Raw genomic sequence first — 21,645 nt, 5'->3', positions numbered from 1 at the left:
ACACCTGATGGTAACAGTCACATCCTTAGATCCATGCTTAAAAAACCAACCACCTAGTGCTACCGCACGGGAACCGTATATTGCCTACGGCTTGACCTATTTAATTAGAAGTTTTACGCCGACCTCGAGAAAGCTGAATACCGCCATTTCTCAAAGCTCTTTGCACGGTCTTTCGAGAAACATTGAACTCTTGCATTGCCTCTGGAATTGAAGGTCACTCCCCGGTCTCTGCGTTGGCTTTCATAAACCAGCCTGCGATAGTGAACTTATCGCCTGTTGCGTTCGTTCTCCGACGCTTATTAGCTGTTTCTAGTTTCTTCAGTTCAGCTTGGGCGTTAGTCACTGTCTCGGCCTTTCCAGCGCTCATCGGCCTTTTTACCGCCCTTACGCCCCATAGTGGACAATGCCTTACGCTCAGTGTAGCCCGCTCAGAGGGCGCTGACGAGCCATAAGACTCACTCTTAGAGGTCGTGACATACTCACGCACACGCCTAGCCATAGTCTGCCGGTCTTTCATCGGCGGTAGTTCATTCTTGCGCCCGTCCGCACCGACTTCTTGAGCCACACGATAGCCCTGCTCATACGTGTCAATGATCGCGGCATCAGTCATACGCTGACCAGCCTGACGCAAGCGGTGCCCGGCTTTAAGCGCATGACGAAACGCCGTCTCATCGCGTGCTGCACGTCCCTCGCGCACCCACAGCACCCGCACGCCCTGGATCAGATCCGGGTCATACTGATCTAACGTTCCTGCTAGTTCGGCTTCTACGCCCTGCGACAGCTCTTTAAAGCGCTGCGCGTCCTCACGACGTGTTTTAACCGCGTTGATCAGCTCACGGCCACTAGAAAACTTCTGCTTAGGCCTGCTGTAGGACTCCTGCAAGAAGATCGCCCAACCGAAACACGCGGTGATGCTGCTGATACCACCGATACGCAGTCGGGGAATCGCCGGTATAAAACGGTCACAGGCTGAACCGATGGGAAAAATGGCTGTCATGTCCCGCCCAGTCGACTTGCATGGTGTGGGCAGGGGCGTGCGTAATGCGTGCGCTAAGACCTGTGGCATCGACGTGTTCGGCAACAAGCTGACGGAATCGCTCGTAGCTGTAGTAACGCTGACCTGGGTGAGCTGGTTGGGTGGTGTATCGCCCCCCAAGACTTGGAGGGTCACTTTGTTTCGCCCGGTGCGCGCCTTGACAACCGCTTCAAAGTCAATCGGCACGAAGTCACCTTGAGCAACACTACGACCATCAACAAACCACGTAGCCATTTCTTCATCAGTGATGCCGGCAAGTTGTGCATGAGTTGTGATCTGGTGCGTCGCTTCACCATTGTGTGGCGAGCTTTTTGGACTGTGGTGTGTGAACATCGCACAGTCGAACAGATTTGGCGGACAGACCAGCCTTGCAAAACTAGATCCATCACGGCCCGATAATCAGTCACGATCGGACTCCTCTGATAAGCCGCATGCCCTTTTGTCGCACGGTCAGAAAAATCCTCCCCCAAAGTGTTACTCGATACTCACCATTGCGTTACTGGATAGTCGCCACGGTGTTACTAGATAGCCCCGCGCAACATTAGTGCCACGTCAAATTTGGCAAAGGTAGACCCTGCTATTGCCCTTCCGTGGGGACGTAATTAAGGTAAATGAAAGTCATTTTCATTAACTTCGGGAGAGCATCCTGTTGCGCACACGTTTCCCGGCGCTTGTCGCCACTCTGACCCTCTTGTTCATCGGCGCGCCTCTGGCCCTCGCCGAGTCCGCAACCACCGACGGCAAAATAGTGCGCACACAAACGCACGTGGATTCTCCCCACGCGGTGTGGGAGGACGGCAACTTCCGGCTCATGTCCAACAGCGCCGGGCTCGTCCCAATTGAAAACACCGTGAACTGGGTCAGCCGCGGGCGCACCGATGGCGGGCTTGGCGCCTACGCCTGGCGGGTTCCCGATGACCCACGCTTTAGCTTCCTCGGCGTCGAACCGGGCCACCTCATGTACTTCGGAGGACCCGCCCACGGCTTCCCCAAAAACACCATGCCCATCTGGGCCGGCTTCGGTGCGGCTGCGGATCTGCCCACGGATCAATTCCGGGCGGAGTCCTTCAACATGGAAATCGTTGGTTTTTCCGGCCCGGGCAAGATGGAGCTGTTCAACTACAGCGATGAGACCTATCCGCTAACGCGCCTGTGGTCCTCCCATGACCCGGGATTCCGCTCAACCTGGGTCAACGCCGGCACCCACACTCACAACTCCACGACGTTCACACGCCCCGGCCTCTACCAAGTCACCTACCGGGCAACCGCGCGGATGAAGGACGGTTCTTTTATCCACTCCGCGCCCCAAGCGCTGACCTGGCAGGTAGGCGGCACGGATCCTGCCCAGCGCACGATCACGGACATCGTTGCAGCGTATAATGCCGCGCCGAGCATCGGCACCGGCACCCCGACATTCAGCATTGCGCCTTCCATCGCGTCGACGAAAGGCGCGGAGCAAGGCGTGCTGAGCACGCTGACTTTTGACACCGGCAACCCCAACGACACCGGCCACGTCCAGTTCTTCATCAACGGCTTCTACCTCGCCGAGCGCGAAGTTACCGGCGGCACCGCCACGTGGGATGAGATGCTCGGCGACGACACCTCCGACCTCCAAGCCGTCTACCTTCCCAGCACATCTTCGCCCACGCCACGCTGGGCGTCTGCACCGCTGCGCTTCCGCACCGGCGACGCCAAAACTGCGACTAGGGACGGTGCGGGGGTTTTGCCGTCGCCAAGCATGGAGCCCATCCCGGCGTTCGACACTGACCCCCTGACGCTCACCAGCCCCGATGTCACCGTGAGCACCTCCGCGGTCTACGGCGAAGACATGCGCAACATCGACATCACCGTCGAACCCGCCGACCCCCGCACAACACTGCGCGTCACCGGCGGTTTCTACAGAATGGATAACGGCCCACTGACCACCATGCCGCGCGACGCCATCGCCGACTGCGAGGTCGACTTCACCTCCGCCCCAGACAGCAGGAAGAGCAAGCAGCTTATCGACGGCTGCCAACGCCCCAACTACCAACTCCTCCTCCGCCTCATCCCGGAGTCTCGGTCTAACGCTGCGGACGCCGCCCTTGTCAGCGTTCCCCACACCGATGCGTACGCCCCGATCCCGGGAACGACAGTGCGCCTCAGCGGTGGGGGCGGGGAGAGCGAGGTGCCTTCCTCGCAGCCAACGGAGCCGTCCGAGCCTGTGCCGTCCGCTCCTACTGCGCCCTCGGAGCCCGCTCCTTCCGAGTCTGCGCCGTCGGTCCCCTCCGAGCCTGTCCCCTCCGAGGGCCAGGCCCTGAACTTGAGCTCCGGGCACGTTGACATCGCGCCGTACTACGACAACGACGTGCTCCACCTGCGCATCAAGGATGAGACGAACCTCCACCAGCGCGGCGCCGTGTGGCGACGTCCCAACGACGTCTACTTCACCGTCCCCTCCCAGGTGAGCACGACCCTGCCCGAGAGCATCGAGGGTTTCGCCGAGAAAGGCGCCACTGCCTACATCCTCCCGGAAACCCAACGGTCAGGCGTGGTTTGGCCCGGACTGAGCAGTGAGCACGCATACGCGCAAACGAAGAAGGATTACACGTTCACCTTCACTCCGCTCAGCGCGCCGGAGGGCGGCAAGTGGATCGCGTTCCGCGGCAACCAAACCTCCCCGCAAGACCGCCTGGCCGGCAGCGATTCCACCCGCGCGTACACCACTGAAGGCCCGGAGCACATGCATGTTTCGTGGGCGTTCAGAAAACCGGGCACGTACGAGATCGGCGTGTGGGTTGCGGAGAAGGGTGGCACGCCATCCCAGCAGGAAGTGCTGCGTTTTGTCGTCGCCCCCGATGCCAAGCCGGACACCATCAAGGAGATCACCACAGGTCACATCGATTTTGGGCCCAAGCTTATCGACGCCACCCCGCACCTCCTCATCAACGAAGACGACCAACACCACGTCCCCGAAACCGTGGTCCTGCGCGTGAAGGACAACCGCAAGGTGACAGCTACCGACTCTATTGCGGATGCGCTTTCCTTTACCGGCATCGTTGAGCGTGGTGCGAGCATTTACCACCTCCCACTCATGCAGGACCGTGACAGTATCTGGCCTGGCTGGGATACGTTCCGAGTCGCCGAGCAGTACCCAGCCGGCGTCAATGTGGAAGTCCGCCCACGCTCCACCCCGAAGGGCGGCGCATGGTGGGCCGGGCACATTCCCTCCCTCGGGGTTCCGGAACGCACACTGGCCAGCTCCACCGGAACGCACACCATTTCCGGCGTGAGCGAGGGCCCCTTCCACATCCATGCCGACTGGGTGTTCACCAAACCCGGCACGTACACCATGGACATGCGTGCGGTTGATCCGCAGGGCAAAGCCGTCACCGAGTGGTCCACAATCACATACCTGGTCGGCAACGCCACTACTGAGCCTGAGCCCGCGCCGGGCTCCCCAGCGCCCAGCTCCCCAGTGCCCAGTTCCCCAGTGCCTTCGCCTTCCCCGTCGGGCACAACCAAGCCAACCCAGCCAACCCAGCCAACAACATCCTCAACAACCCCCAAGACATCCACCCAGTCCACAACCACCAAGCCCACAACAACCAGGTCAACAACCCAGTCCACGACAACCCAGCGCACAAGTGCACAGTCGGCAACCACCCAGTCCATAACTGCGCAGGCAGCGTCAGTGGGCGGTGGCGGTAGCGGTGGCAGCCTCGCTTCAACCGGTGCGAGCGTCATGCTTCCCGTAGCCATTGCGATGCTGTGTCTCATGGCCGGCGGAGCGCTCATCACACGGCGTCGTCGATGAAGTAATTTCCGAATTACTGCATTCTGGCCCCTAAACGCCCAGGTGGTGGCACGTGCTCCCGGAATTGCTACGGTAGCGCTGCTGACCTCCCTGACAAATGTGACGAGGCGCCCGGGGCTCCTCAGCAAAGGCCCAGGCCATAGCGCTTCGAACAAATTAGCGAGGTCAGATTTTTCAGCGGGCCCGCGCCCCGGGCGGAGCCACTACCAAAGCCCCCAAAAAACCAACCCCAAACCCCCAAAAACCTACCCGGCGAAATCCCGGGCCAGCATGCCAACGGTGATGATCAGCCAGACCATGGTGAATGGCACCAGCGGTAGCCAGAAGACGCCCATCCACGGCATCCAGCGTTCGTAGCGGTTGAGTTTGCGCACCATGATTACGGCGCAGCCGAGCAGCATTGCAACGGGCGGGATGGAGGTGAGCACTGCCCACCAGGTGCGCCAGCTTTGGCTGCACAGCCAGGTGGCTTCGCCGGCATCGCATAGTGGCCCGCCGGCGACCCGCCCAACCAGACCCAGCAAAAGCGCGAACCCAAGTGTGACGCCCACGGTTGTCAGCGCGTACCAGAGTGCTTGGCGGGTAGACGCGCTGTTGCGCCGCGCCACTTCCAGCGGGTCCGGCTCGTCGGCTAGCTCATCAAAGTCGCGCGGGGCTGGGCGTACGCGGGAGAAGCGGTCTTGGCCGCCGTGTAGGTCATTTTCCGGGTGATCCCAGCCTTGATCTCTGCCCTTGTCCATATTCATTGGCTACTTCACTCCTCGTGGGTGGATGATCACTGGCACGGGCGCAAACCGGATGAACTCGCCTTCGCGAGAGCCAACAAACACGCGCTTGAGCTGGTCGGAAGGCTGCGATCCCATGCACAGTAGGTCGCCCTTTTTCCATTTCACGGAGTCGATGGAGCGCTTCCAACCTTTGCCGCTGGCTACAAAAGCGTGGACGTCAAAGTTGTCGGCGCAGGTCGGCCCCATTGCAGACGCCACACCGTACGCCTGGTCGCGCGCCCGATCCAAAAGCCCGAGGGTGGATTCGTTCCACTCGGCGGCCAGAGAGAGGTCGTCGGTTTGCTCCTGGGGTGAAAAGGCGATGATGCGCAGCGGCACACCCAGGACGCAGGCGAGGGTTGCGGCGTAGGGCAGGCCGGAGAAGCGGCCTTCGTCGCGTGGTTGTGCGGATTTTGAGGACTCGATAAGCGCGTACGTAATGCGCGTGATGCCTTTGCGCGACAGCTTCACCCCACGCGGCGCGAGCCCGAGGGGGACGGGGGAGGAGTGCATCAGCTCGTCTGCAGTAGAGGAGGGCCGGAATCTGCTTTTTTGCGTTTTCACGCGCGAGCCCAACACAATCATGTCCGCTGAGAAATCCGCAGCGCATGAATATAGCGACCCAGCAACATCGGTGCGTTCTGCCAGCTCGGCGAAGTCTTTTGCCCACTGATCGCGCGGAATGTGCGCTTTGAGTACGCGTTTGGCTTGCAGTTCAAACTCTTGGGCGCGGTCGCGGAACCAGCGCTTGTATTTCTTGCCGGGCAAGGGTTTTTTCCAGGTGCCTTCAACGGCGGAGAGCACTTTGACCTTGACTGGCAGTGAGCGGCCGAGCCATGCGGCGAATTCGATGGCTTCGGTGTTTTGCGCGTCCCACCCCACGACAACGCGTAGCGGCTTCCCGTCAGCGGGGAGTTCCGCTAGTTCTTTGGTAAATGAGCGAGCAACCATCGGTTACTACTTTAGCTGTGCTCCAGGTCCCTTTTAGAAGATGCCTCGGCGTAGGTTTCTGCCAGGGCGTTGATGGCGTCTGCGGCCTGTTCGATCAGCTTGAGGTGGTTCTCATCCAGCGTGCTGATCATCTCGGCGAGGGACTGGGTACGCTCTTCGCCCACACGCTTGAGCTCTTGCATGCCCAGCTCGGTGAGTTCGACGCTGACGCCGCGGCGGTCTTCCACGGCGCGGGTGCGCTGGACCAGGCCTCGTTTTTCTAGCTGGTTGATGGTGTTGGAGGCGGTTGGCATGCGCACGCCCTCGGCGTCGGCAAGCTGGCTAATGCGGCTCGGTCCGTGCTCGGCGATCCGGGTCATGATGGACAGCTGCGGGCCGGTCAGCTCTGAGTGCTCGGCGGTGCGGAAGTAGCTAACGTAGAGCTTTGTCATGGCTGGGCGCACGCGGCGGGCTAGCTCTAGAGCGTCTTGTTCGTTGGACATGGAGGTTCCCAAAGGTTGAAAAATCTAAAGTTTTCCGACGATGGTACACGCAAAAAAATTGTTTACACAAACGAGTTGTCGCACGGGTGGCAGCGCCGCACCACACTCAGGGATCTGCATCAGGGGCTTTTGCTTGCCGACGCCTACCTGGACGCCGACCACCTCCTGATCACAGCCGCACGTTTTCATGGGTTTGAGGCACAGGTGGCATGCCCCGTCTGTAAGCAAGATGCCCTGCGTTATGTCCGCTGGGTTTACGGGGACAACCTGGGCCGGCGCAGCGGCACCGCAAGAGATGAGGCCGAGATTGCCCGTCTGGTGGAGGAAGTGGGCCCAATTACTGTGCATCTTGTAGAGGTCTGCGAATCTTGTAAGTGGAACTTCCTGCTCAAAGAGGTTACAGCGCAGCTGCCAAGGTAGTGTGTCATTTTGTGGCAGAGAACGTGGAGAAGAAGGCGAAGAAACCCAAGACGCGCTGGGGGCAATGGCTCCTAGCGCTACTGCTGTTTCTTGTGCTGTTGGCTGCAATCCCGGCAACGTGGTTTGGCATCAAATATGCCGAAGCCCGCATTCCGGAGCCGGGCGAGATTGAAACAGCGCAGATCTCCAACATCTATTTCAGTGATGGCGCAACGGAGCTTGCCCGCGTGGTGCCGCCGGACGGCAACCGTGTGCAAATCCCGCTTGATAGCGTGCCGGTGCACGTCCAAAACGCCGTCCTCGCAGCAGAGGACCGTGACTTCTGGGAGAACTCCGGCTTCTCCTTTACCGGCTTCGCCCGTGCCGCGATCGGTCAGATCACCGGCAACGTTGGCGCTGGCGGTGGCTCCACCATCACCCAGCAGTACGTGAAGAACGCGATTGTGGGCAACGAACACTCCTATGAGCGCAAGGCTCGTGAGCTGGTCTACTCCGTGAAGATGACCAACTCTTGGAGCAAGGAGGAGATCCTCAACGCGTACCTCAACACTGTCTACTTCGGGCGCAACGCCTACGGCATCCAGGCTGCGGCAAACGCGTTCTTTGGCAAGCCGGCCAGCGAGCTGACGCTGGAGGAAGGCGCCGTGCTGGCTGCCTCCATCCAGCTGCCGTCCCAGCTGGATCCGTGGACCAACCCGGACGGCGCAAACGCGCGCTGGAACTACGTCATGGACGGCATGGTGGAAACCGGTGCGATCACGCCAGAGGAGCGCGCCGCGGCGCAGTACCCGGAGACGCGCGACCCAGCCTCCTACTCCCCATACACCGAGGCCACCGGCCCGAACGGCCTGATCAAGAACCAGGTGATCACGGAGCTGGAGTCCCTGGGCATTACGGAAGATGACCTGACCAACCGCGGTCTGCAGATCACCACCACCATTGACCCGAGGACGCAGGAGATCGTGGAACGCGTTGCGCGCAACAACCTTGCTAACCTGCAGGAAGACGCGCGCACGGGCGTGGTGGCTATTGATCCTTCCACCGGCGGCGTGGTGGGCTACTACGGCGGCGATGAGCCGAACGGTTGGGACTACGCCAACGCTGGTCTGCAGACCGGCTCCACGTTCAAGATCTTCACGCTTGCCTCTGCGCTGCAGCAGGGCATCAAGCTGACGGATACCTTTGACTCCTCCCCGGTGATGCTGCCCGGCGGCATCCAGGTGACCAACTGGGACGGCGGTGGCGGCGGCGTGATCACCGCCAAGGAAGCCACGCGTACCTCCTCCAACACCGCGTACCTGCGTATCCAGGATGACCTGGACAACACCACGCAGGACACCGCTGACATGGCGCACGCCTTGGGCGTTGCCCGTTCCATCCCGGGTATTCCGGTGACCCTGCGTGAAAACGGTGGCCAGCCGTATGAAGGCATTGTGCTGGGTCAGTACCAGTCGCGGGTGTTGGATATGGCGTCGGCAGTAGGCACGCTTTTGGAGCGCGGCGTGTACCACCCGGCCCACTTTGTGCAGAAGATTGTGGACGGCAACGGTGAGGTGCTCTATGAGGTGGATCAGACGTACGCAGAGCGTCGAGTAGCAGAGCAGGTTGCGGACAACACCATTGACGCGATGCAGTCCGTGGTCGGCTACTCCAACGCCACCCTCGCCGGCGGACGCCCCGCCGCAGCCAAGACCGGCACCGCACAGCTGGGCAACACCGGCTTGAACAAGGACGCCTGGATGGTCGGCGGCACCCCGCAACTGTCCGTGGCTGTGTGGGTTGGCACCGCGGACAACACAACCGCCATCTTCAACGAGTGGGGCGGCAACATGTTCGGCTCCAACACACCAACCAGGATCTGGAAGGGCGTGCTGGATGAGGCGCTGCAGAACGAAGAGTTCGAGGCCTTCCCAACCGCCAGCCCGGTCTACTGGGGTGTCAAGCCGTACTCCGGCGGCACCAACCTGGGTGGCCGAGACGCGAGCTACTACTACACGCCAACCACCACGCCACCGTCTGAGGAAGCTGACCCGGCGGAGGACCCGGCGGCACCTGCACCAGGTGAACCGGTACCGGCGCCGGCACCAGTTCCCGCCCCGGCACCGATGCCGCCCCCGCCGCCGATTAGCGACGCGATTAGTGACGCATTGGACAACCTCAACAGCATCTTCCAATAAAGGAGCACGATGACCGCGACCCAGACCTGGCCGGATCCTAAGCACCGCGTCCAGCCCGGGCGTACAGAGCCGCTGGCCAAAGGTTGGGTGGACTACCTTGGCGGGCCGATGGGCCGCTACGCGCAAATCGGCCGCGCCCGCTTTTGGACGCCGCTGCGCGCCATCTTCGCCCTCGCCTACGTGTTCCTTACGTTAGGTGGGCTGTCCAAGGCGAACTGCTCTTTAGGCAAGCCGGATGATGACGGCGTGATGCAACTGAACTGGGACGGCAACCGCCAGTTCACCTCCTTTTGCTACAACGACATCGTCCCGCTCTACGGCGCCCGCGGCCTAGACCAGCCCGGCTTTGTCTATGACTACTCCTGGGTTGAAGACGGCCTGACGCGCTACATGGAATACCCGGTGTTGGCTGGCCTGTTCCAACAGTTCACCGCGTTTATCTCCCGCAACACCTACTTCGTGGCCAGCAGGTTTTTGCCAGAGGTGGGTTGGTACTTCTGGATGACGGTGCTGTTTTTGTCCATCATTTGGATCTGCACCGCCCGCATGGTGGCGGAACTTGCCGGCAACCGCATCTGGGACACCCTGCTTGTGGTCGGCTCTCCGCTTTTGATCATGCACGCGTTTACCAACTGGGACATCCCGTCCATCTTCTTCCTGGTCGCAGCCCTTCTGGCGGCGCGCAACAAGAAGTGGTGGCTGGCCGGAATCCTGATCGGCGCCGGCACCTCGTTCAAACTTTGGCCACTGTTTGTGTTGGGCGCGTACCTGACCATCGCCATTCGCAAGCGCAACCTCGTGCCGTTTTTCAAGATGCTCGCCGCCACCGTGGTTACCTGGCTTGTGATCAACGTGCCCGTCTACCTGCGCAACGCGGACGCCTGGGGCGAGTTCAACCGCCTCAACACGGACCGCGGCTGGGAGTGGACCACCATCTACGCGGTGATCTCGCGCACCTTCGGCTGGTCGGGTTTCGACTCCGGCGAGGGCGCACCCGTCATCCTCAACACCGTCACATTCGTCCTGTTTGCCGCCGGCTGCCTGGCCGTGCTGATCATGGGACTCAAGGCGCCGAAGGAGCCGCGCGTGGCGGAGCTGCTCTGCCTCATCGTTGGCTTCTTCCTGCTGTTTAACAAGGTGTGGAGCCCCCAGTACTCCATCTGGCTCATCGTCCCGGCGGTGCTCGCGCTGCCGCACTGGAAACTGCTTCTGACGTGGATGACGGTGGACATGATGGTCTGGCCGGTACTGATGTGGCACATGCTTGGCACCGACAACCTGGGCCTGCCGGGCGAAGTGCTCGACATCGTGATCATCTGCCGTGACGCGCTCATCGTCACCATCATGGTTCTGGTTGTCCAGCAACTCTTCGGCCGCCGCCCCGACATCGTCGCCCAGGCACACAACGGCCACGACCCGCTGCTTACCCGCCCCACCGACTGGCAGGAGCCCGCCCATGCTTAACGCCACAACTATCGCCGGCATTGTGTCCATCGCGGTGGCCTTCATCCTGTTCCTTGGAGCCTTTTACTTCACGACGCAAAAACGCACCACCCTCGCCATCACCCTGGGCATCGCAGCGTTTCTTTTCATGACCGTCATCCCTGTTACCCTCGCCGTCTTCGGCGCAGCCCCGAACCCCGGCGGATGACCGTGAGGGCAGGGAGGCGTCGATAAGCAAAAAGCCCCTTTTGGCGGACCCCCGAATCTGGGGTACCCTAGCAAGGTTGCTTGACGCCAAGCGACCCTCCTGCCATCGCCACAAGGGTGATGGCCGAAGAAAACAAAGACCATAGGAGGTGATGAGGTCCGTGCGTCACTACGAAGTAATGATCATCCTCGATCCGCAGCAGGATGAGCGCACCGTCGCCCCGTCCCTGGACAAGTTCCTCGAGAACGTCCGCAAGGATGGCGGCAAGGTGGAAAAGGTTGATGTGTGGGGCAAGCAGCGCCTTGCATACCCGATCAACAAGAAGGAAGAAGGCATCTACGCGGTGCTCAACCTCGAGTGCGAGTCCGACACCGTCGCAGAGCTCGACCGCGTTCTGAGCCTGAACGAGAACGTCCTGCGCACCAAGGTGCTGCGTACAGACAAGTAAGAGCAAAGGAAACGGACATGGCTCAAGGCGATACTCAAATCACCGTTGTAGGCAACCTCGTTGCAGACCCAGAGCTGCGGTTCATCCCCAGCGGAGCAGCCGTAGCAAGCTTCCGCATCGCGTCCACCCCGCGGACATACAACCGAGAGACGAACCAGTTCGAAGACGGCGATGCACTGTTTCTAACCTGCAACTGCTGGCGCCAAATGGCAGAGAACGTCGCCGAAACCCTGACCAAAGGCATGCGCGTCATTGTGACGGGCCGCCTGAAGCAGCGCTCCTACCAAACCCGCGAGGGTGAGAACCGCACTGTCTTCGAGGTCGAGGTCGATGAGGTTGGACCGTCCCTGAGGTACGCCACCGCCAAGATTGCCCGGACCACGCGTGAGGGCGGGAACGGAAACTTTGGTGGCCAGCGTCAGAACCAGCAAGCCCCGGCACAAAACCAGGGCGGGTTCGGGCAGTCCCAGCCGCAACAGTTTTCGCAGCAGCCGCAGCAACAGCAACAGCAGCAGCCTGCGAATGACCCGTGGAACTCCGCACCGTCGTCCGACTCGTTCGGCGGTATGGATGATGAGCCACCGTTCTAAACACGCTTCTTTTTTACGAAAACCACACTCAAACTTTTCAACCAGAAGGAAGGTTAGGATTCATGAAACTGATCCTCACCGCTGCCGTTGAGAACCTTGGTGAGCCCGGCGATATCGTCGAGGTCAAGGACGGATACGGCCGTAACCTCCTGCTGCCGCGCGGCCTGGCCATCCCGGCTACCCGCGGCGCGGAGAAGCAGATTGCAGACATCAAGCGTGCCCAGGCTGACCGCCAGGTGCGCGACCTGGAGCACGCAAAGGAGCTGCGTGACCAGCTGGACCAGCTGACCGGCGTGAAGGTTGCCGTGCGCACCGCTGAGAACGGTAAGCTGTTCGGCTCCGTCACCCCGGCTGACATCGCTGATGCGGTGAAGGCTGCTGGTGGCCCGTCGCTGGACAAGCGTCGCATCACCGTGCCGAAGGGTCTTGTGAAGAAGACCGGCGGTTTCCAGGTGAAGGTTGCTCTCCACGACGATGTGGAAGGCAAGATTAACTTCGAGGTCGTTGGAGCATAGTTTGCTTGACGACGATTGCGTGAACCACCCATAACGCAATCCACGACAACAGCATTTTGGCCGCGGGGCCCGCTTGTGAGGAGCGGGCCCCGCGGCTTTTTCGTGCCTGGGCGCTGGTTAGAATGACCAGCATGGTGTTTCGTGCTGCGCGTGCCGTTTCGGGCGCTGTTGTCGCTGTTGTTATGGCTCTTTCCTTGTTAGTGGCTTCCTTGCTAGCGGCGCCGGCGGCGTCTGCCGCGGTGGTGGTGCACCCGGGTGACGTGATCCGCATCCAGTACTCGAACGGTGCGCGTTATGGTTGCACGTTGAATTCGGTGGCGCAGCGTGGTGGGGCGCTGTATGGGGTGACGGCGGGGCATTGTTTGGCGCCGATTGGTGGGGCGCGTCCGGTGGCGGTATACGCGGTGGATGGGCGCACGTTGCTCTCGGACCTTCGTGACTCTGGCTATACATACGAGGGCGATAACACCCTGGGCGGTGCGTTGACGGACGTGGCGTGGTTCCGCCTGCCGGGGGACGCGGTGAACGCTTCCGTGGTGCGCGGCGGCTATGTTGACTTGCCGTTTTTTGGTGCGAATCACGCGGTGAGCCAGTTCGCGCAGCGCGTGCACCCGAACCGTGCGGTTGTTTCAAGGCAGCCGGTGACCAGCGTCAAGCAGTGGGACGTGGTGTGCAAAGACGGCGGGCGTACCTCCCGCACCTGCGGGCGCGTGCTCAACGTGAACCCGGATACGGGTGAGATCGCGGTGGCGATCTTGGCGTGGCAGGGTGACTCAGGCGCGCCGGTGTACACGCTGAATCCGGATGGCAGCGTGAACATCATCGGCATCGCTTCCGGTACGGCGTACGGGTTCTTGTTGGCGGTTGATGCGGCGGTGCCGCTGCCGGCGGGCCTGCACTAGCGCTGCAACTGACGCTATGTTTGTTACCCGCGTTCGCATTGACGCCCCGGTGGTGGGCTACGCCGCTGGCCTTCCCGTGGTGCGCCAGCTCGCCCAACGGCCGCTGGAGCTGGCGCAGGTGACCATCCTGACTGGCGACAACGGTGCGGGCAAGTCCACGCTCATCGAAGCGATTGCGATTGCAGCCGGCGCGAACGCGGCGGGCGGTTCCAGGAACGCACGCTTCGAGGCGGCCGACCACTCGCTTTTGCACGAGGCCCTGACACTGACGCGCCGCAAAAACCCTCGCGACGTCTACTTCCTCCGCGGCGAAACCTACCTCACCCTGGCCAACTACCACGCCAGCCTCGGCCCCGACGACGCGCTGGTGGGCCTTCCACTGCGCAGCCACGGCGAGGGCATCATGGACCTCGCGCGCACCCGCCTCGGCCCCGAAACGCTGATCATTCTTGATGAGCCCGAAGATGGCCTGTCCGTCTTCTCCCAACTCGAACTCCTCGGCCGCCTCACCGTCCTGGCCCGCCGCGGCGCCCAAATCCTCATGGCCACCCACTCGCCGGTGCTGCTGGCCATCCCGGAGGCCCGCATCCTTGAGGTTCCCACCTTGGAGCCTTTGCTTTTCGACGCCTGCGAGCCCCTCACCGCCACCCGCGAATTCATCAACGACCCTGCTGGCACCGCCGCCTACCTCACAAGCCCCGAGTGAGGCTCTAGTCTTTGTAGTTGATGTTTATCACCCGCATCTCCATCGACGCCACGAAGGCTCCCGCGTGGGCCCTAGACACGCCCGCGATTGCGCACGTGGCGGAGTTCGGCTTCGACTTCCGTCGGCCAATCACGGTGTTTACCGGCGGCAACGGGGTGGGCAAATCCACGCTGTTGGAGGGGGTCGCCAGGGCGTGGGGGTTTGCGGTTGAGGGTGGGGCGTGGGGCGTCGATAAGCCTGGGGCTCATGACCCGATGTTTGGGGCGCTGACGCTTGCCACTGGGCCGCGGGCGAAGGTTGCCGGGTACTTTTTGCGCGGGGAGACGCACACGGCGATCACGGAGTTTGGCGGGCGCTCGCACGGGGAGTCCGTGCTGGAGGTGACGTCCCGGATGCAGCCGAACGCGCTCTACCTGCTTGATGAGCCCGAATCGGGCCTCTCCGCCATCTCCCAAATGGCGTTACTCGCGCAGCTGCATGCTTTGGGACGCCCAGATACGCAGGTGGTGATGGTGGCGCACTCGCCAATCCTGCTGGGTGTGCCTGGCGCGGAGATTGTGGAGGTGGGCGAGCACGGCATGACCCGCGGCGTGGCCGTGGAGGAGACGATGGCGTTTCGGGCCATGCGCGACTTTCTGGCTGACCCGCACGGCATTGCGGAGTACATGGCCGACTGGGCCGCGCACGAAGAGTGATTCCACCCCCGCGCCACCCCTGTGAACAATTGTGGATAAGTAGCGCATAAGAATGCCAGCGCAGGCGGCGTGTCGCTGTGTTGAGTGCCAAAAATGGGCTTGTCAAACCTCGTGGTCAGGGGAGTTATCCCCCGTTTGTTCGCTCCGGTGCGGTTTTGCATGTATATAGCTTGAGCTGCGTTGATGTGATGGGTTGCTGTGCGTTTGCGGCGTGATTCCACAAGAATTCCACAGGGCCGGCGGGGTGGCTGTGGACAACTCGCACTGGTTTTGCGCAATTGTCCACAGGGCCTGTGGATAACTCTGCGTGGGGTAGTGTTTTACACACAGTGAAAGGGGATCATCGTGGCCGCCAACAACAGTTTTGAAGACGACTACGTCTTGCCGCCAGAGCCTGCGGATGACGTGCCGCCGGACTTCTCGGACTTCTCGGATGACGCGGGGTCATCGTCGGGCTACCAGCCGCGGAGGGGGTCTTCGCGCTACGAGCGCGGCAGGCAGCATTGGCAGAACTCCGAGTACCGCACCCCGCCGCATGATGAGCGCGCGGAACGCTCCGTGCTCGGTGCGATGCTGCTGAACCAGGACGTGGTCATTGACGTGGTGGACAAGCTGCGTTCGGATGACTTCTATTTCCCGGCCAACCAGTTGATCTTCAACGCGATTGTGGATCTGTACTCGGACGCCAGCGAGATCGACGTCCTGATCGTCGCCGGGCGCCTAGACCGCTTCAACCAGCTGGAGCGCGTCGGTGGTGCGCCGTATCTGCACACGTTGATCTCTGAGGTGCCGACGGCGGCCAACGCCCTGTATTACGCCAACATCGTGGAGGAGAAGTCCATCCTCCGCCAGCTGGTCAACGCCGGCACGCACGTGGCCCAGCTTGGGTACGAAGGCGAGGAAGGCATGGAGGTTGAGGCGCTTGTAGACCGCGCGCAGCAGGAAGTCTTCGCCATCACTCGCAACGACGCCGGCCAGGACTACCGCGCGCTATCCGAGCTGCTGAAGCCTACTATCGACGAACTCACGCAAATCGCCGCCGGCGGCGCCCTCGACCAGGGCGTGCCCACCGGTTTCATCGACCTGGACAACCTGACCAACGGCCTGCACGCCGGCCAGATGGTGATCATCGCGGCGCGCCCGGGCGTGGGTAAGTCCACACTGGCGCTGGATTTCATGCGTTCGTGCTCGATTCACCACAACAAGACCAGCGTGATCTTCTCCCTGGAGATGAGCGCCTCCGAGATCATTATGCGTTTGTTGTCGGCGGAGACGGAGATCAAGTTGTCGTCGATGCGCTCGGGCCAGATGGAGGAGCGCGACTGGGAGAAGTTGACCAAGCGCCTCACCGAGATCCAGGACGCCCCGCTGTTTATCGACGACTCCCCAAACCTCACCATGATGGAAATCCGCTCCAAAGCCCGCGCGCTGAAGCGTCAGCACGGCCTGGACCTTGTGGTGCTGGACTACCTGCAGCTGATGAGCTCTGGCAAGAAGGTGGAGTCGCGTCAGCAGGAGGTCTCGGAGTTCTCCCGTCACCTGAAGCTGCTGGCCAAGGAGCTGGAGGTCCCCGTGATCGCGATTTCGCAGCTGAACCGTGGCCCGGAGTCGCGTACGGACAAGAAGCCGCAGCTTGCAGACCTTCGTGAGTCGGGCTCGCTTGAGCAGGACGCCGACATGGTGTTCCTGCTGTACCGCCCGGATTCGCAGGATCGTGACGACGAGCGCGCCGGCGAAGCCGACATCATCGTTGCCAAGCACCGCGGCGGCCCGATTGACACGATCCCGGTGGCGCACCAGCTGCACTACTCGCGCTTTGTCAACATGGCCCACGGCTAAGCCCCGCAAATTTTGCGGAAAACACCGCGCTAATCCCGAAATTGGTGCATTCCGCGGTGTAAAACCCCTAGTGGCAACACGTGCTCCCGGAATTACTGCATCGCATTTCACGCGGGGAGGGAACCGAGCCCGGCTGCACGCAGTCTAAAGAGGTATGAATGAAAAGCCTCACCGCGGGATGGACATACCTGCCGCGAACGCCCTTGTAAACAATGTTGACCCTTCGCGCCCTGGACTCTTTCAGCTGAGCCCCCATTACTGGGTGTCTAACCATGAGCTGCTGTCGCCGGCTTTGGCCACACACGTAGCCGCTTGCAATCCGCAGCGCATCCAGTATCTGGCGCCTGCGCGGCTACGTGCCGCCGCGCATGCTCTTGCACATCCAAATTTTGTGCTTACCGGCTTTGGCGCTTTGGCTCTTTATGGTCTCCCGTTTTTGGTGGAGGGATGCGATATTACGTTTCTAGCTGATGGTTTTTCACGCGCCCAGCGTGCCTCACTTTTGCAGCCAGGTGTAAGACGCGGCTCCATTCCTGGCCCTGATGTGTGGCTGGCGCGCTGCCGAGGGACCCGTGTCCAGGTGGCGTCTCCCGCGCTTGCCACGATGCAGGCGCTGAAGTTAGTAAGAAGAGGCACATCCAGATGGCCCGTGGTCAGTGCCCCCGGAAAGGATGATGCGTTCACCAGGGCAGTTCAGCTTATCGACGCCACACGCCGCCACCTCCACGTCGACCCCACCAAAGTCCTCGCAGCTGGACAGCAACACATTGACATGCTGTGGCTCAGTTCAGTGATTGGCGCGTCATCTGGTTTTGCAGATTCTCCCAAAGAATCAGAGATGAGGTTGATCGCCCAGTTCTTGGCGGATAAACATGGGCTTTTGCTGGAAGAACAGGTAACGATCTGGACGGAGGGTCGGATTGTTACCACCTTTGACCTTGTCCTCATTGACATGAAGCGGCGACTGACGGTTGGGCTTATGTATGACGGGGCGCATCACTGGGACAAGACGCAGCGAAACAAAGATGCGTCGATTAACTTGGAGGTGACGCTTCAGGGGTGGACGCCGCTGCGGTATTCAGATGAAACGCTGCCGCAGATGTACGGGCAGCTGGATCGATTGTTCCAGGCGAGCGGTGGGTCAGTGCAGTAATTTCCCGAGCACGTGTCACATCTTGGGGAAATAGATCTCGGAATGCAGTGATTTGGGAATCGCTGCATCGCAAGAGACTGAGCGGCTAGATCAGCGGTTGGCCTTTTTGCTCGGGCAGCGAAAAAGCTGCCGCGCACGCAACCCCGAACGCCACTGCGAAGACCCCGAAGACGGCGATCTGGCCGCCGAAGGCAAGCACCGGCGGCACCAAAAGTGGCGCGATGATGGAGCCGACGCGTCCGAAGGCAGCACCGGCGCCGGTGCCGGTAGCGCGGATCTCGGTGGGGTAGAGCTCCGGGCCGATGGCGTAGAGCGCTCCCCACGCGCCCAGGTTGAAAAAGGACAACAGGCAACCCGCGGCAATGATCTGCCACTCGGCGCTGGCCAACCCGTACAGCAACGCCGAGACGGCAGACCCCGCCAAGAAAGCAGACAGCGTCACGCGGCGGCCCCACACCTCAATCAACCACGCCGCCGCCGCGTACCCGGGCAGCTGTGCAAGCGTGATAATCAGCGTGAACGCAAAGGAGCGCACCAGGGTGAAGCCCTGTTCCACCAGCAAGGACGGGATCCAGATGAACGCCCCATAATAGGCGAGTGAGACGCAGAACCAGACGGTCCAGAAGGCGGCGGTGCGGCGTCGTAAAGCAGGGCCCCAAATGCCTCCCTCGATGGGCTGCGCAACCTCCTCAACCACCGGCTCCACATGGCTGGCCTGGGCCTCGAAGGAGCGCACGATGGCCTCGGCCTCTTCGTGGCGGCCCTTGGACTCCAAAAAGCGCACCGACTCCGGCAGCCCAAGGCGCACGTACAGCGCGTACAACGCCGGTAGCGCGCCAAGCGCCAGGCCGTAGCGCCACCCGTTGTCGCTGCCAGCCACCACAAATGTGCCAATCAGCGCCGCCATGATCCAACCCAGCGCCCAAAACGCCTCCAGGATCACCACCATGCGCCCGCGCACACGCCTTGGAGAGAACTCACTGACCAGCGTCGACGCCACCGGCAACTCACCGCCCAGGCCAAGGCCCACGATGAAGCGCAGCACCATCAACGCCCCCACGGAGGTAACCAACGCCGAAGCGCCCGTGGCCAGCCCATATAGCAGCAGCGTCGCGGCGAACACCTGACGGCGGCCGATCTTGTCGGCCAACAGGCCCGCCAGCGACGCACCCACCGCCATGCCGATGAACCCCACCGACGCAATCCACGACGTCGTGGATTTATCCAAGTCCCAGTGCACGGCAAGCGCGGCAATGATGAAGGACACCAGGCCGATGTCCATGGCGTCAAGGGCCCAGCCGATGCCGGAGCCAAACAGCAGGCGCTTGTGCTTCGGTGTTACGGGCAGGCGGTCAAGGCGTTGGGTGCGTGTTAGTTCGCTCACCCGCCAAATTGTGCCTTAAAGCCCTTCAACCGTAGTGAATTAGATACAACAAACACGGAAGAGAACGCCATGGCGATGCCCGCCAGCATCGGATCCAGCCACCCAAGCGCCGCCACGGGGATCAGCAGCACGTTGTAGGCGAACGCCCAGAACAGGTTGCCTTTGATGGTGCGCAGGGTGCGTCGTGCCAGGTGGATGGCGTCTACGGCGGATCCCAGAGAGTCGTGCATGAGCGTGATGTCGGAGGCCTCGATGGCCACGTCAGAACCCGCGCCCATGGCCATGCCAAGGTCGGCGGTGGCGAGGGCTGCGGCGTCGTTGACGCCGTCGCCAACCATGGCCACGCGTTTGCCTTCCGACTGCAACCCGCGCACCACGTCCACCTTGTCCGCAGGCAGCACGCCCGCGGTGACTTCCTCGATGCCCACTTCGCGCGCCACGGCTTCAGCCGCGCCGGCGTTGTCGCCGGTGACTAGGTGTGGGGTCAGCCCCATGCGTTTGAGTTCAGCCACGGCGGCCGCGGATTCAGCGCGCACGGTGTCGCGCACTGCGATCACGCCGATCGCCTTGCCGTCGCGCTCCACGGCAACGGCGGTCGCGCCCTCGGCTTCAGCGGCGTCGAATGCGGCAGCCAGTTCGCCAAGCTCCTGGGTGGGGCGGCCGACGTGGATGCGGTGGCCGTTGATACGCGCAGAGGCCCCAATGCCCGGCTCAGCCAGGAAGTCGGTGGCCTCGGCAGGTTGGGTACCTGCGGCGATGGCTTGGGCAATCGGGTGCTCGCTTTGCTTCTCGACGCCCCCCGCCAACACCCACACCTCATCTTCATCCCACCCACGCGCCGGGTACACCCCGGTGACCTGCATTTCGCCAGAGGTTACGGTGCCGGTCTTGTCCAGCACGATGGTGTCCACATTGCCCGTGGATTCGAGCGCCTCCGGCCCCTTGATCAAAAGGCCGAGCTCCGCGCCGCGGCCGGTGCCCACCAGGATGGCGGTGGGGGTGGCCAACCCGAGCGCACACGGGCACGCGATGATCAGCACGGCAACCGCCGCGGTAAACGCCTGTGTCACGCCTTGGCCGGCGATCAGGTGGCCAACCAGCGCAAGCAGTGCCACCACCATGACCACAGGCACGAACACCTGGGAGATCTTGTCCACCAACCGCTGCACGGGTGCTTGGGAGGATTGGGCGTCCTTGACCAGCTGCGCCATCTGCGCAAGCGTGGTGTTTTCACCCACGCGGGTGGCTTCCACCACTAGGCGGCCGGAAGTGTTCAGCGTTGCGCCGGTAACGGTGTCGCCTTCGGTGATTTCAACGGGCACGGATTCGCCGGTCAACAATGAGGCGTCAATAGCGGAGCTGCCGCTGACCACGCGGCCATCCGTAGCTACCTTCTCGCCGGGCCGCACCACGAAGTGATCGCCGACGCGCAGCTCGCCGATGGGGATGCGGACCTCCACACCGTCTCGAAGCACGGCGGCGTCCTTGGCCCCCATGTCCAACAGGTTGCGCAACGCTTCGGAACTGCGCCCCTTGGCGCGGTGTTCAAACCAACGCCCCAGCAGCAGAAACGTGATGACAACGCACACCGTTTCCAGATAAATGTGGTCGCTGCCGTCAAAGAACAGCGCCCAGATCGACCATCCGTACGCCGCGGTCGTGCCCAGCGTGATCAGGGTGTCCATGGTGAACGTGCCGTGGCGCAGGTTGGTCAACGTGGCGCGGTGGAACACGCTGCCGGCGCTGAAGTACACCAACGTCGTCGCAGCAAACGCCGCCCACTGCCAGTTCGCAAACTGCATCGCCGGGATCATGGAGACCAGCATCACCGGCAGCGACACAATCGCAGACCACACGGTGGTGGTGAGGAGGGGGTCGGTGGTGGGGGCGCTGGCTGCGTCGTCAAGCAGGGGCTCCTTGTCCTGGACCACGAAGGCGTCATAGCCTGCGCCGCGGACCGTGGAGAGCAGCTGCTCAACTTCAACCTTTGACGGGTCATAATCAATCGTGGCGGTCTCGGTGGAGTAATTCACCGCAGCCTCCACGCCGTCGAGTTTGTTCAACTTGCGCTGCACGCGCGACGAGCAGGACGTACACGTCATGCCCGTGACGCCAAGCTCGATGTGCGTCATC

19 protein-coding genes and 1 pseudogene are annotated in these 21,645 nt (G+C 61.9%); 13 read left to right on the top strand and 7 right to left on the bottom strand.

Going from position 1 to position 21,645, the window contains the following annotated elements:
* Positions 1-214: 214 nt before the first annotated feature.
* Together I6I71_RS12005 and I6I71_RS12000 are read right to left on the bottom strand one after the other, a co-directional pair.
* A complete protein-coding gene (locus I6I71_RS12005) occupies positions 215-1,369 on the bottom strand; it encodes a hypothetical protein (RefSeq protein WP_236587465.1) in 1,155 nt (384 codons plus the stop codon).
* Between the two features lie 5 nt (positions 1,370-1,374).
* A pseudogene (locus tag I6I71_RS12000) lies at positions 1,375-1,422 on the bottom strand (hypothetical protein); the annotation flags it as partial.
* Positions 1,423-1,685: 263 nt separating this feature from the next.
* On the opposite strand from I6I71_RS12000, the gene I6I71_RS02470 reads away from it, so the two are divergent.
* Positions 1,686-4,832, top strand: a complete 3,147-nt coding sequence (locus I6I71_RS02470; RefSeq protein ID WP_236587361.1) for a choice-of-anchor M domain-containing protein — start codon at positions 1,686-1,688, stop codon at positions 4,830-4,832.
* Positions 4,833-5,077: 245 nt separating this feature from the next.
* On the opposite strand, the gene I6I71_RS02465 is transcribed toward I6I71_RS02470, so the two are convergent.
* From I6I71_RS02465 to I6I71_RS02455, 3 genes are read right to left on the bottom strand one after another with little or no spacing between them, the layout of a single operon-like run.
* Positions 5,078-5,578 (bottom strand): hypothetical protein, encoded by a 501-nt coding sequence (locus I6I71_RS02465; RefSeq protein WP_168156332.1) that lies wholly within the window; start codon positions 5,576-5,578, stop codon positions 5,078-5,080.
* A gap of 3 nt (positions 5,579-5,581) precedes the next feature.
* The gene (locus I6I71_RS02460; RefSeq protein WP_201822016.1) at positions 5,582-6,550 is read right to left on the bottom strand and encodes a universal stress protein; all 969 of its coding nucleotides are present in this window, start codon (positions 6,548-6,550) and stop codon (positions 5,582-5,584) included.
* Positions 6,551-6,561: 11 nt separating this feature from the next.
* Positions 6,562-7,032: a MarR family winged helix-turn-helix transcriptional regulator gene (locus I6I71_RS02455; RefSeq protein WP_070493010.1), complete on the bottom strand. Its 471-nt coding sequence runs from the start codon at positions 7,030-7,032 to the stop codon at positions 6,562-6,564.
* A 75-nt stretch (positions 7,033-7,107) separates the two neighbouring features.
* Here I6I71_RS02455 and I6I71_RS02450 point away from each other — a divergent pair, with 75 nt between their 5' ends.
* The 12 genes from I6I71_RS02450 to I6I71_RS02395 all read left to right on the top strand — a co-directional run bounded on the left by I6I71_RS02450 (position 7,108) and on the right by I6I71_RS02395 (position 18,128).
* Positions 7,108-7,452 (top strand): DUF5318 family protein, encoded by a 345-nt coding sequence (locus I6I71_RS02450; RefSeq protein WP_236587360.1) that lies wholly within the window; start codon positions 7,108-7,110, stop codon positions 7,450-7,452.
* An 11-nt stretch (positions 7,453-7,463) separates the two neighbouring features.
* Positions 7,464-9,629 (top strand): transglycosylase domain-containing protein, encoded by a 2,166-nt coding sequence (locus I6I71_RS02445; protein WP_236587359.1) that lies wholly within the window; start codon positions 7,464-7,466, stop codon positions 9,627-9,629.
* A gap of 9 nt (positions 9,630-9,638) precedes the next feature.
* Entirely contained in the window at positions 9,639-11,093 is a 1,455-nt protein-coding gene (locus tag I6I71_RS02440; protein ID WP_201822014.1) for a glycosyltransferase family 87 protein, read from the top strand.
* On the top strand, positions 11,086-11,280 hold the full coding sequence (locus I6I71_RS02435; RefSeq protein WP_070493018.1) for a hypothetical protein: 195 nt from the start codon (positions 11,086-11,088) through the stop codon (positions 11,278-11,280). The genes I6I71_RS02440 and I6I71_RS02435 overlap by 8 nt, the downstream gene beginning before the upstream one ends.
* 160 nt (positions 11,281-11,440) lie before the next feature.
* The gene (gene rpsF, locus I6I71_RS02430) at positions 11,441-11,728 is read left to right on the top strand and encodes a 30S ribosomal protein S6 (RefSeq protein WP_180950555.1); all 288 of its coding nucleotides are present in this window, start codon (positions 11,441-11,443) and stop codon (positions 11,726-11,728) included.
* Positions 11,729-11,745: 17 nt separating this feature from the next.
* Positions 11,746-12,318: a single-stranded DNA-binding protein gene (locus tag I6I71_RS02425; RefSeq protein ID WP_201822012.1), complete on the top strand. Its 573-nt coding sequence runs from the start codon at positions 11,746-11,748 to the stop codon at positions 12,316-12,318.
* A gap of 62 nt (positions 12,319-12,380) precedes the next feature.
* Positions 12,381-12,833, top strand: a complete 453-nt coding sequence (rplI, locus tag I6I71_RS02420) for a 50S ribosomal protein L9 (protein WP_070493021.1) — start codon at positions 12,381-12,383, stop codon at positions 12,831-12,833.
* Between the two features lie 131 nt (positions 12,834-12,964).
* The gene (locus tag I6I71_RS02415) at positions 12,965-13,735 is read left to right on the top strand and encodes a chymotrypsin family serine protease (protein WP_201822010.1); all 771 of its coding nucleotides are present in this window, start codon (positions 12,965-12,967) and stop codon (positions 13,733-13,735) included.
* 16 nt (positions 13,736-13,751) lie between these two features.
* Positions 13,752-14,441, top strand: coding sequence for an AAA family ATPase (locus I6I71_RS02410; RefSeq protein WP_201822006.1), 690 nt, complete (start codon positions 13,752-13,754; stop codon positions 14,439-14,441).
* A gap of 20 nt (positions 14,442-14,461) precedes the next feature.
* Entirely contained in the window at positions 14,462-15,136 is a 675-nt protein-coding gene (locus I6I71_RS02405; RefSeq protein WP_201822004.1) for an AAA family ATPase, read from the top strand.
* Positions 15,137-15,475: 339 nt separating this feature from the next.
* Positions 15,476-16,975: a replicative DNA helicase gene (gene dnaB, locus I6I71_RS02400; RefSeq protein WP_414017451.1), complete on the top strand. Its 1,500-nt coding sequence runs from the start codon at positions 15,476-15,478 to the stop codon at positions 16,973-16,975.
* A gap of 154 nt (positions 16,976-17,129) precedes the next feature.
* Positions 17,130-18,128, top strand: a complete 999-nt coding sequence (locus I6I71_RS02395) for a hypothetical protein (protein ID WP_201822000.1) — start codon at positions 17,130-17,132, stop codon at positions 18,126-18,128.
* Between the two features lie 85 nt (positions 18,129-18,213).
* Here the strand turns inward: I6I71_RS02395 and I6I71_RS02390 are convergent, their stop codons facing one another.
* Both I6I71_RS02390 and I6I71_RS02385 read right to left on the bottom strand, forming a co-directional pair.
* Positions 18,214-19,512 (bottom strand): MFS transporter, encoded by a 1,299-nt coding sequence (locus tag I6I71_RS02390; protein ID WP_201821998.1) that lies wholly within the window; start codon positions 19,510-19,512, stop codon positions 18,214-18,216.
* Entirely contained in the window at positions 19,509-21,644 is a 2,136-nt protein-coding gene (locus I6I71_RS02385) for a heavy metal translocating P-type ATPase (protein ID WP_201821997.1), read from the bottom strand. The genes I6I71_RS02390 and I6I71_RS02385 overlap by 4 nt, the downstream gene beginning before the upstream one ends.
* Position 21,645 lies beyond the last annotated feature (1 nt).

It is taken from the genome of Corynebacterium riegelii, from assembly GCF_016728505.1.
Lineage (GTDB): Bacteria > Actinomycetota > Actinomycetes > Mycobacteriales > Mycobacteriaceae > Corynebacterium > Corynebacterium riegelii.
Note: the sequence above shows the minus strand (reverse complement) of the source record. Positions and strands in the feature narration are given on the sequence as shown.

Bases quoted from the DNA above. Each gene is read 5' to 3' on its own strand.
- I6I71_RS12005 (WP_236587465.1), bottom strand. From the start codon at position 1,369: ATGTTCACACACCACAGTCCAAAAAGCTCGCCACACAATGGTGAAGCG.
- I6I71_RS02465 (WP_168156332.1), bottom strand. From the start codon at position 5,578: ATGAATATGGACAAGGGCAGAGATCAAGGCTGGGATCACCCGGAAAAT.
- I6I71_RS02460 (WP_201822016.1), bottom strand. From the start codon at position 6,550: ATGGTTGCTCGCTCATTTACCAAAGAACTAGCGGAACTCCCCGCTGAC.
- I6I71_RS02455 (WP_070493010.1), bottom strand. From the start codon at position 7,032: ATGTCCAACGAACAAGACGCTCTAGAGCTAGCCCGCCGCGTGCGCCCA.
- I6I71_RS02440 (WP_201822014.1), top strand. From the start codon at position 9,639: ATGACCGCGACCCAGACCTGGCCGGATCCTAAGCACCGCGTCCAGCCC.
- I6I71_RS02435 (WP_070493018.1), top strand. From the start codon at position 11,086: ATGCTTAACGCCACAACTATCGCCGGCATTGTGTCCATCGCGGTGGCC.
- I6I71_RS02425 (WP_201822012.1), top strand. From the start codon at position 11,746: ATGGCTCAAGGCGATACTCAAATCACCGTTGTAGGCAACCTCGTTGCA.
- rplI (WP_070493021.1), top strand. From the start codon at position 12,381: ATGAAACTGATCCTCACCGCTGCCGTTGAGAACCTTGGTGAGCCCGGC.
- I6I71_RS02415 (WP_201822010.1), top strand. From the start codon at position 12,965: ATGGTGTTTCGTGCTGCGCGTGCCGTTTCGGGCGCTGTTGTCGCTGTT.
- I6I71_RS02410 (WP_201822006.1), top strand. From the start codon at position 13,752: ATGTTTGTTACCCGCGTTCGCATTGACGCCCCGGTGGTGGGCTACGCC.
- I6I71_RS02405 (WP_201822004.1), top strand. From the start codon at position 14,462: ATGTTTATCACCCGCATCTCCATCGACGCCACGAAGGCTCCCGCGTGG.
- I6I71_RS02395 (WP_201822000.1), top strand. From the start codon at position 17,130: ATGAATGAAAAGCCTCACCGCGGGATGGACATACCTGCCGCGAACGCC.
- I6I71_RS02385 (WP_201821997.1), bottom strand. From the start codon at position 21,644: ATGACGCACATCGAGCTTGGCGTCACGGGCATGACGTGTACGTCCTGC.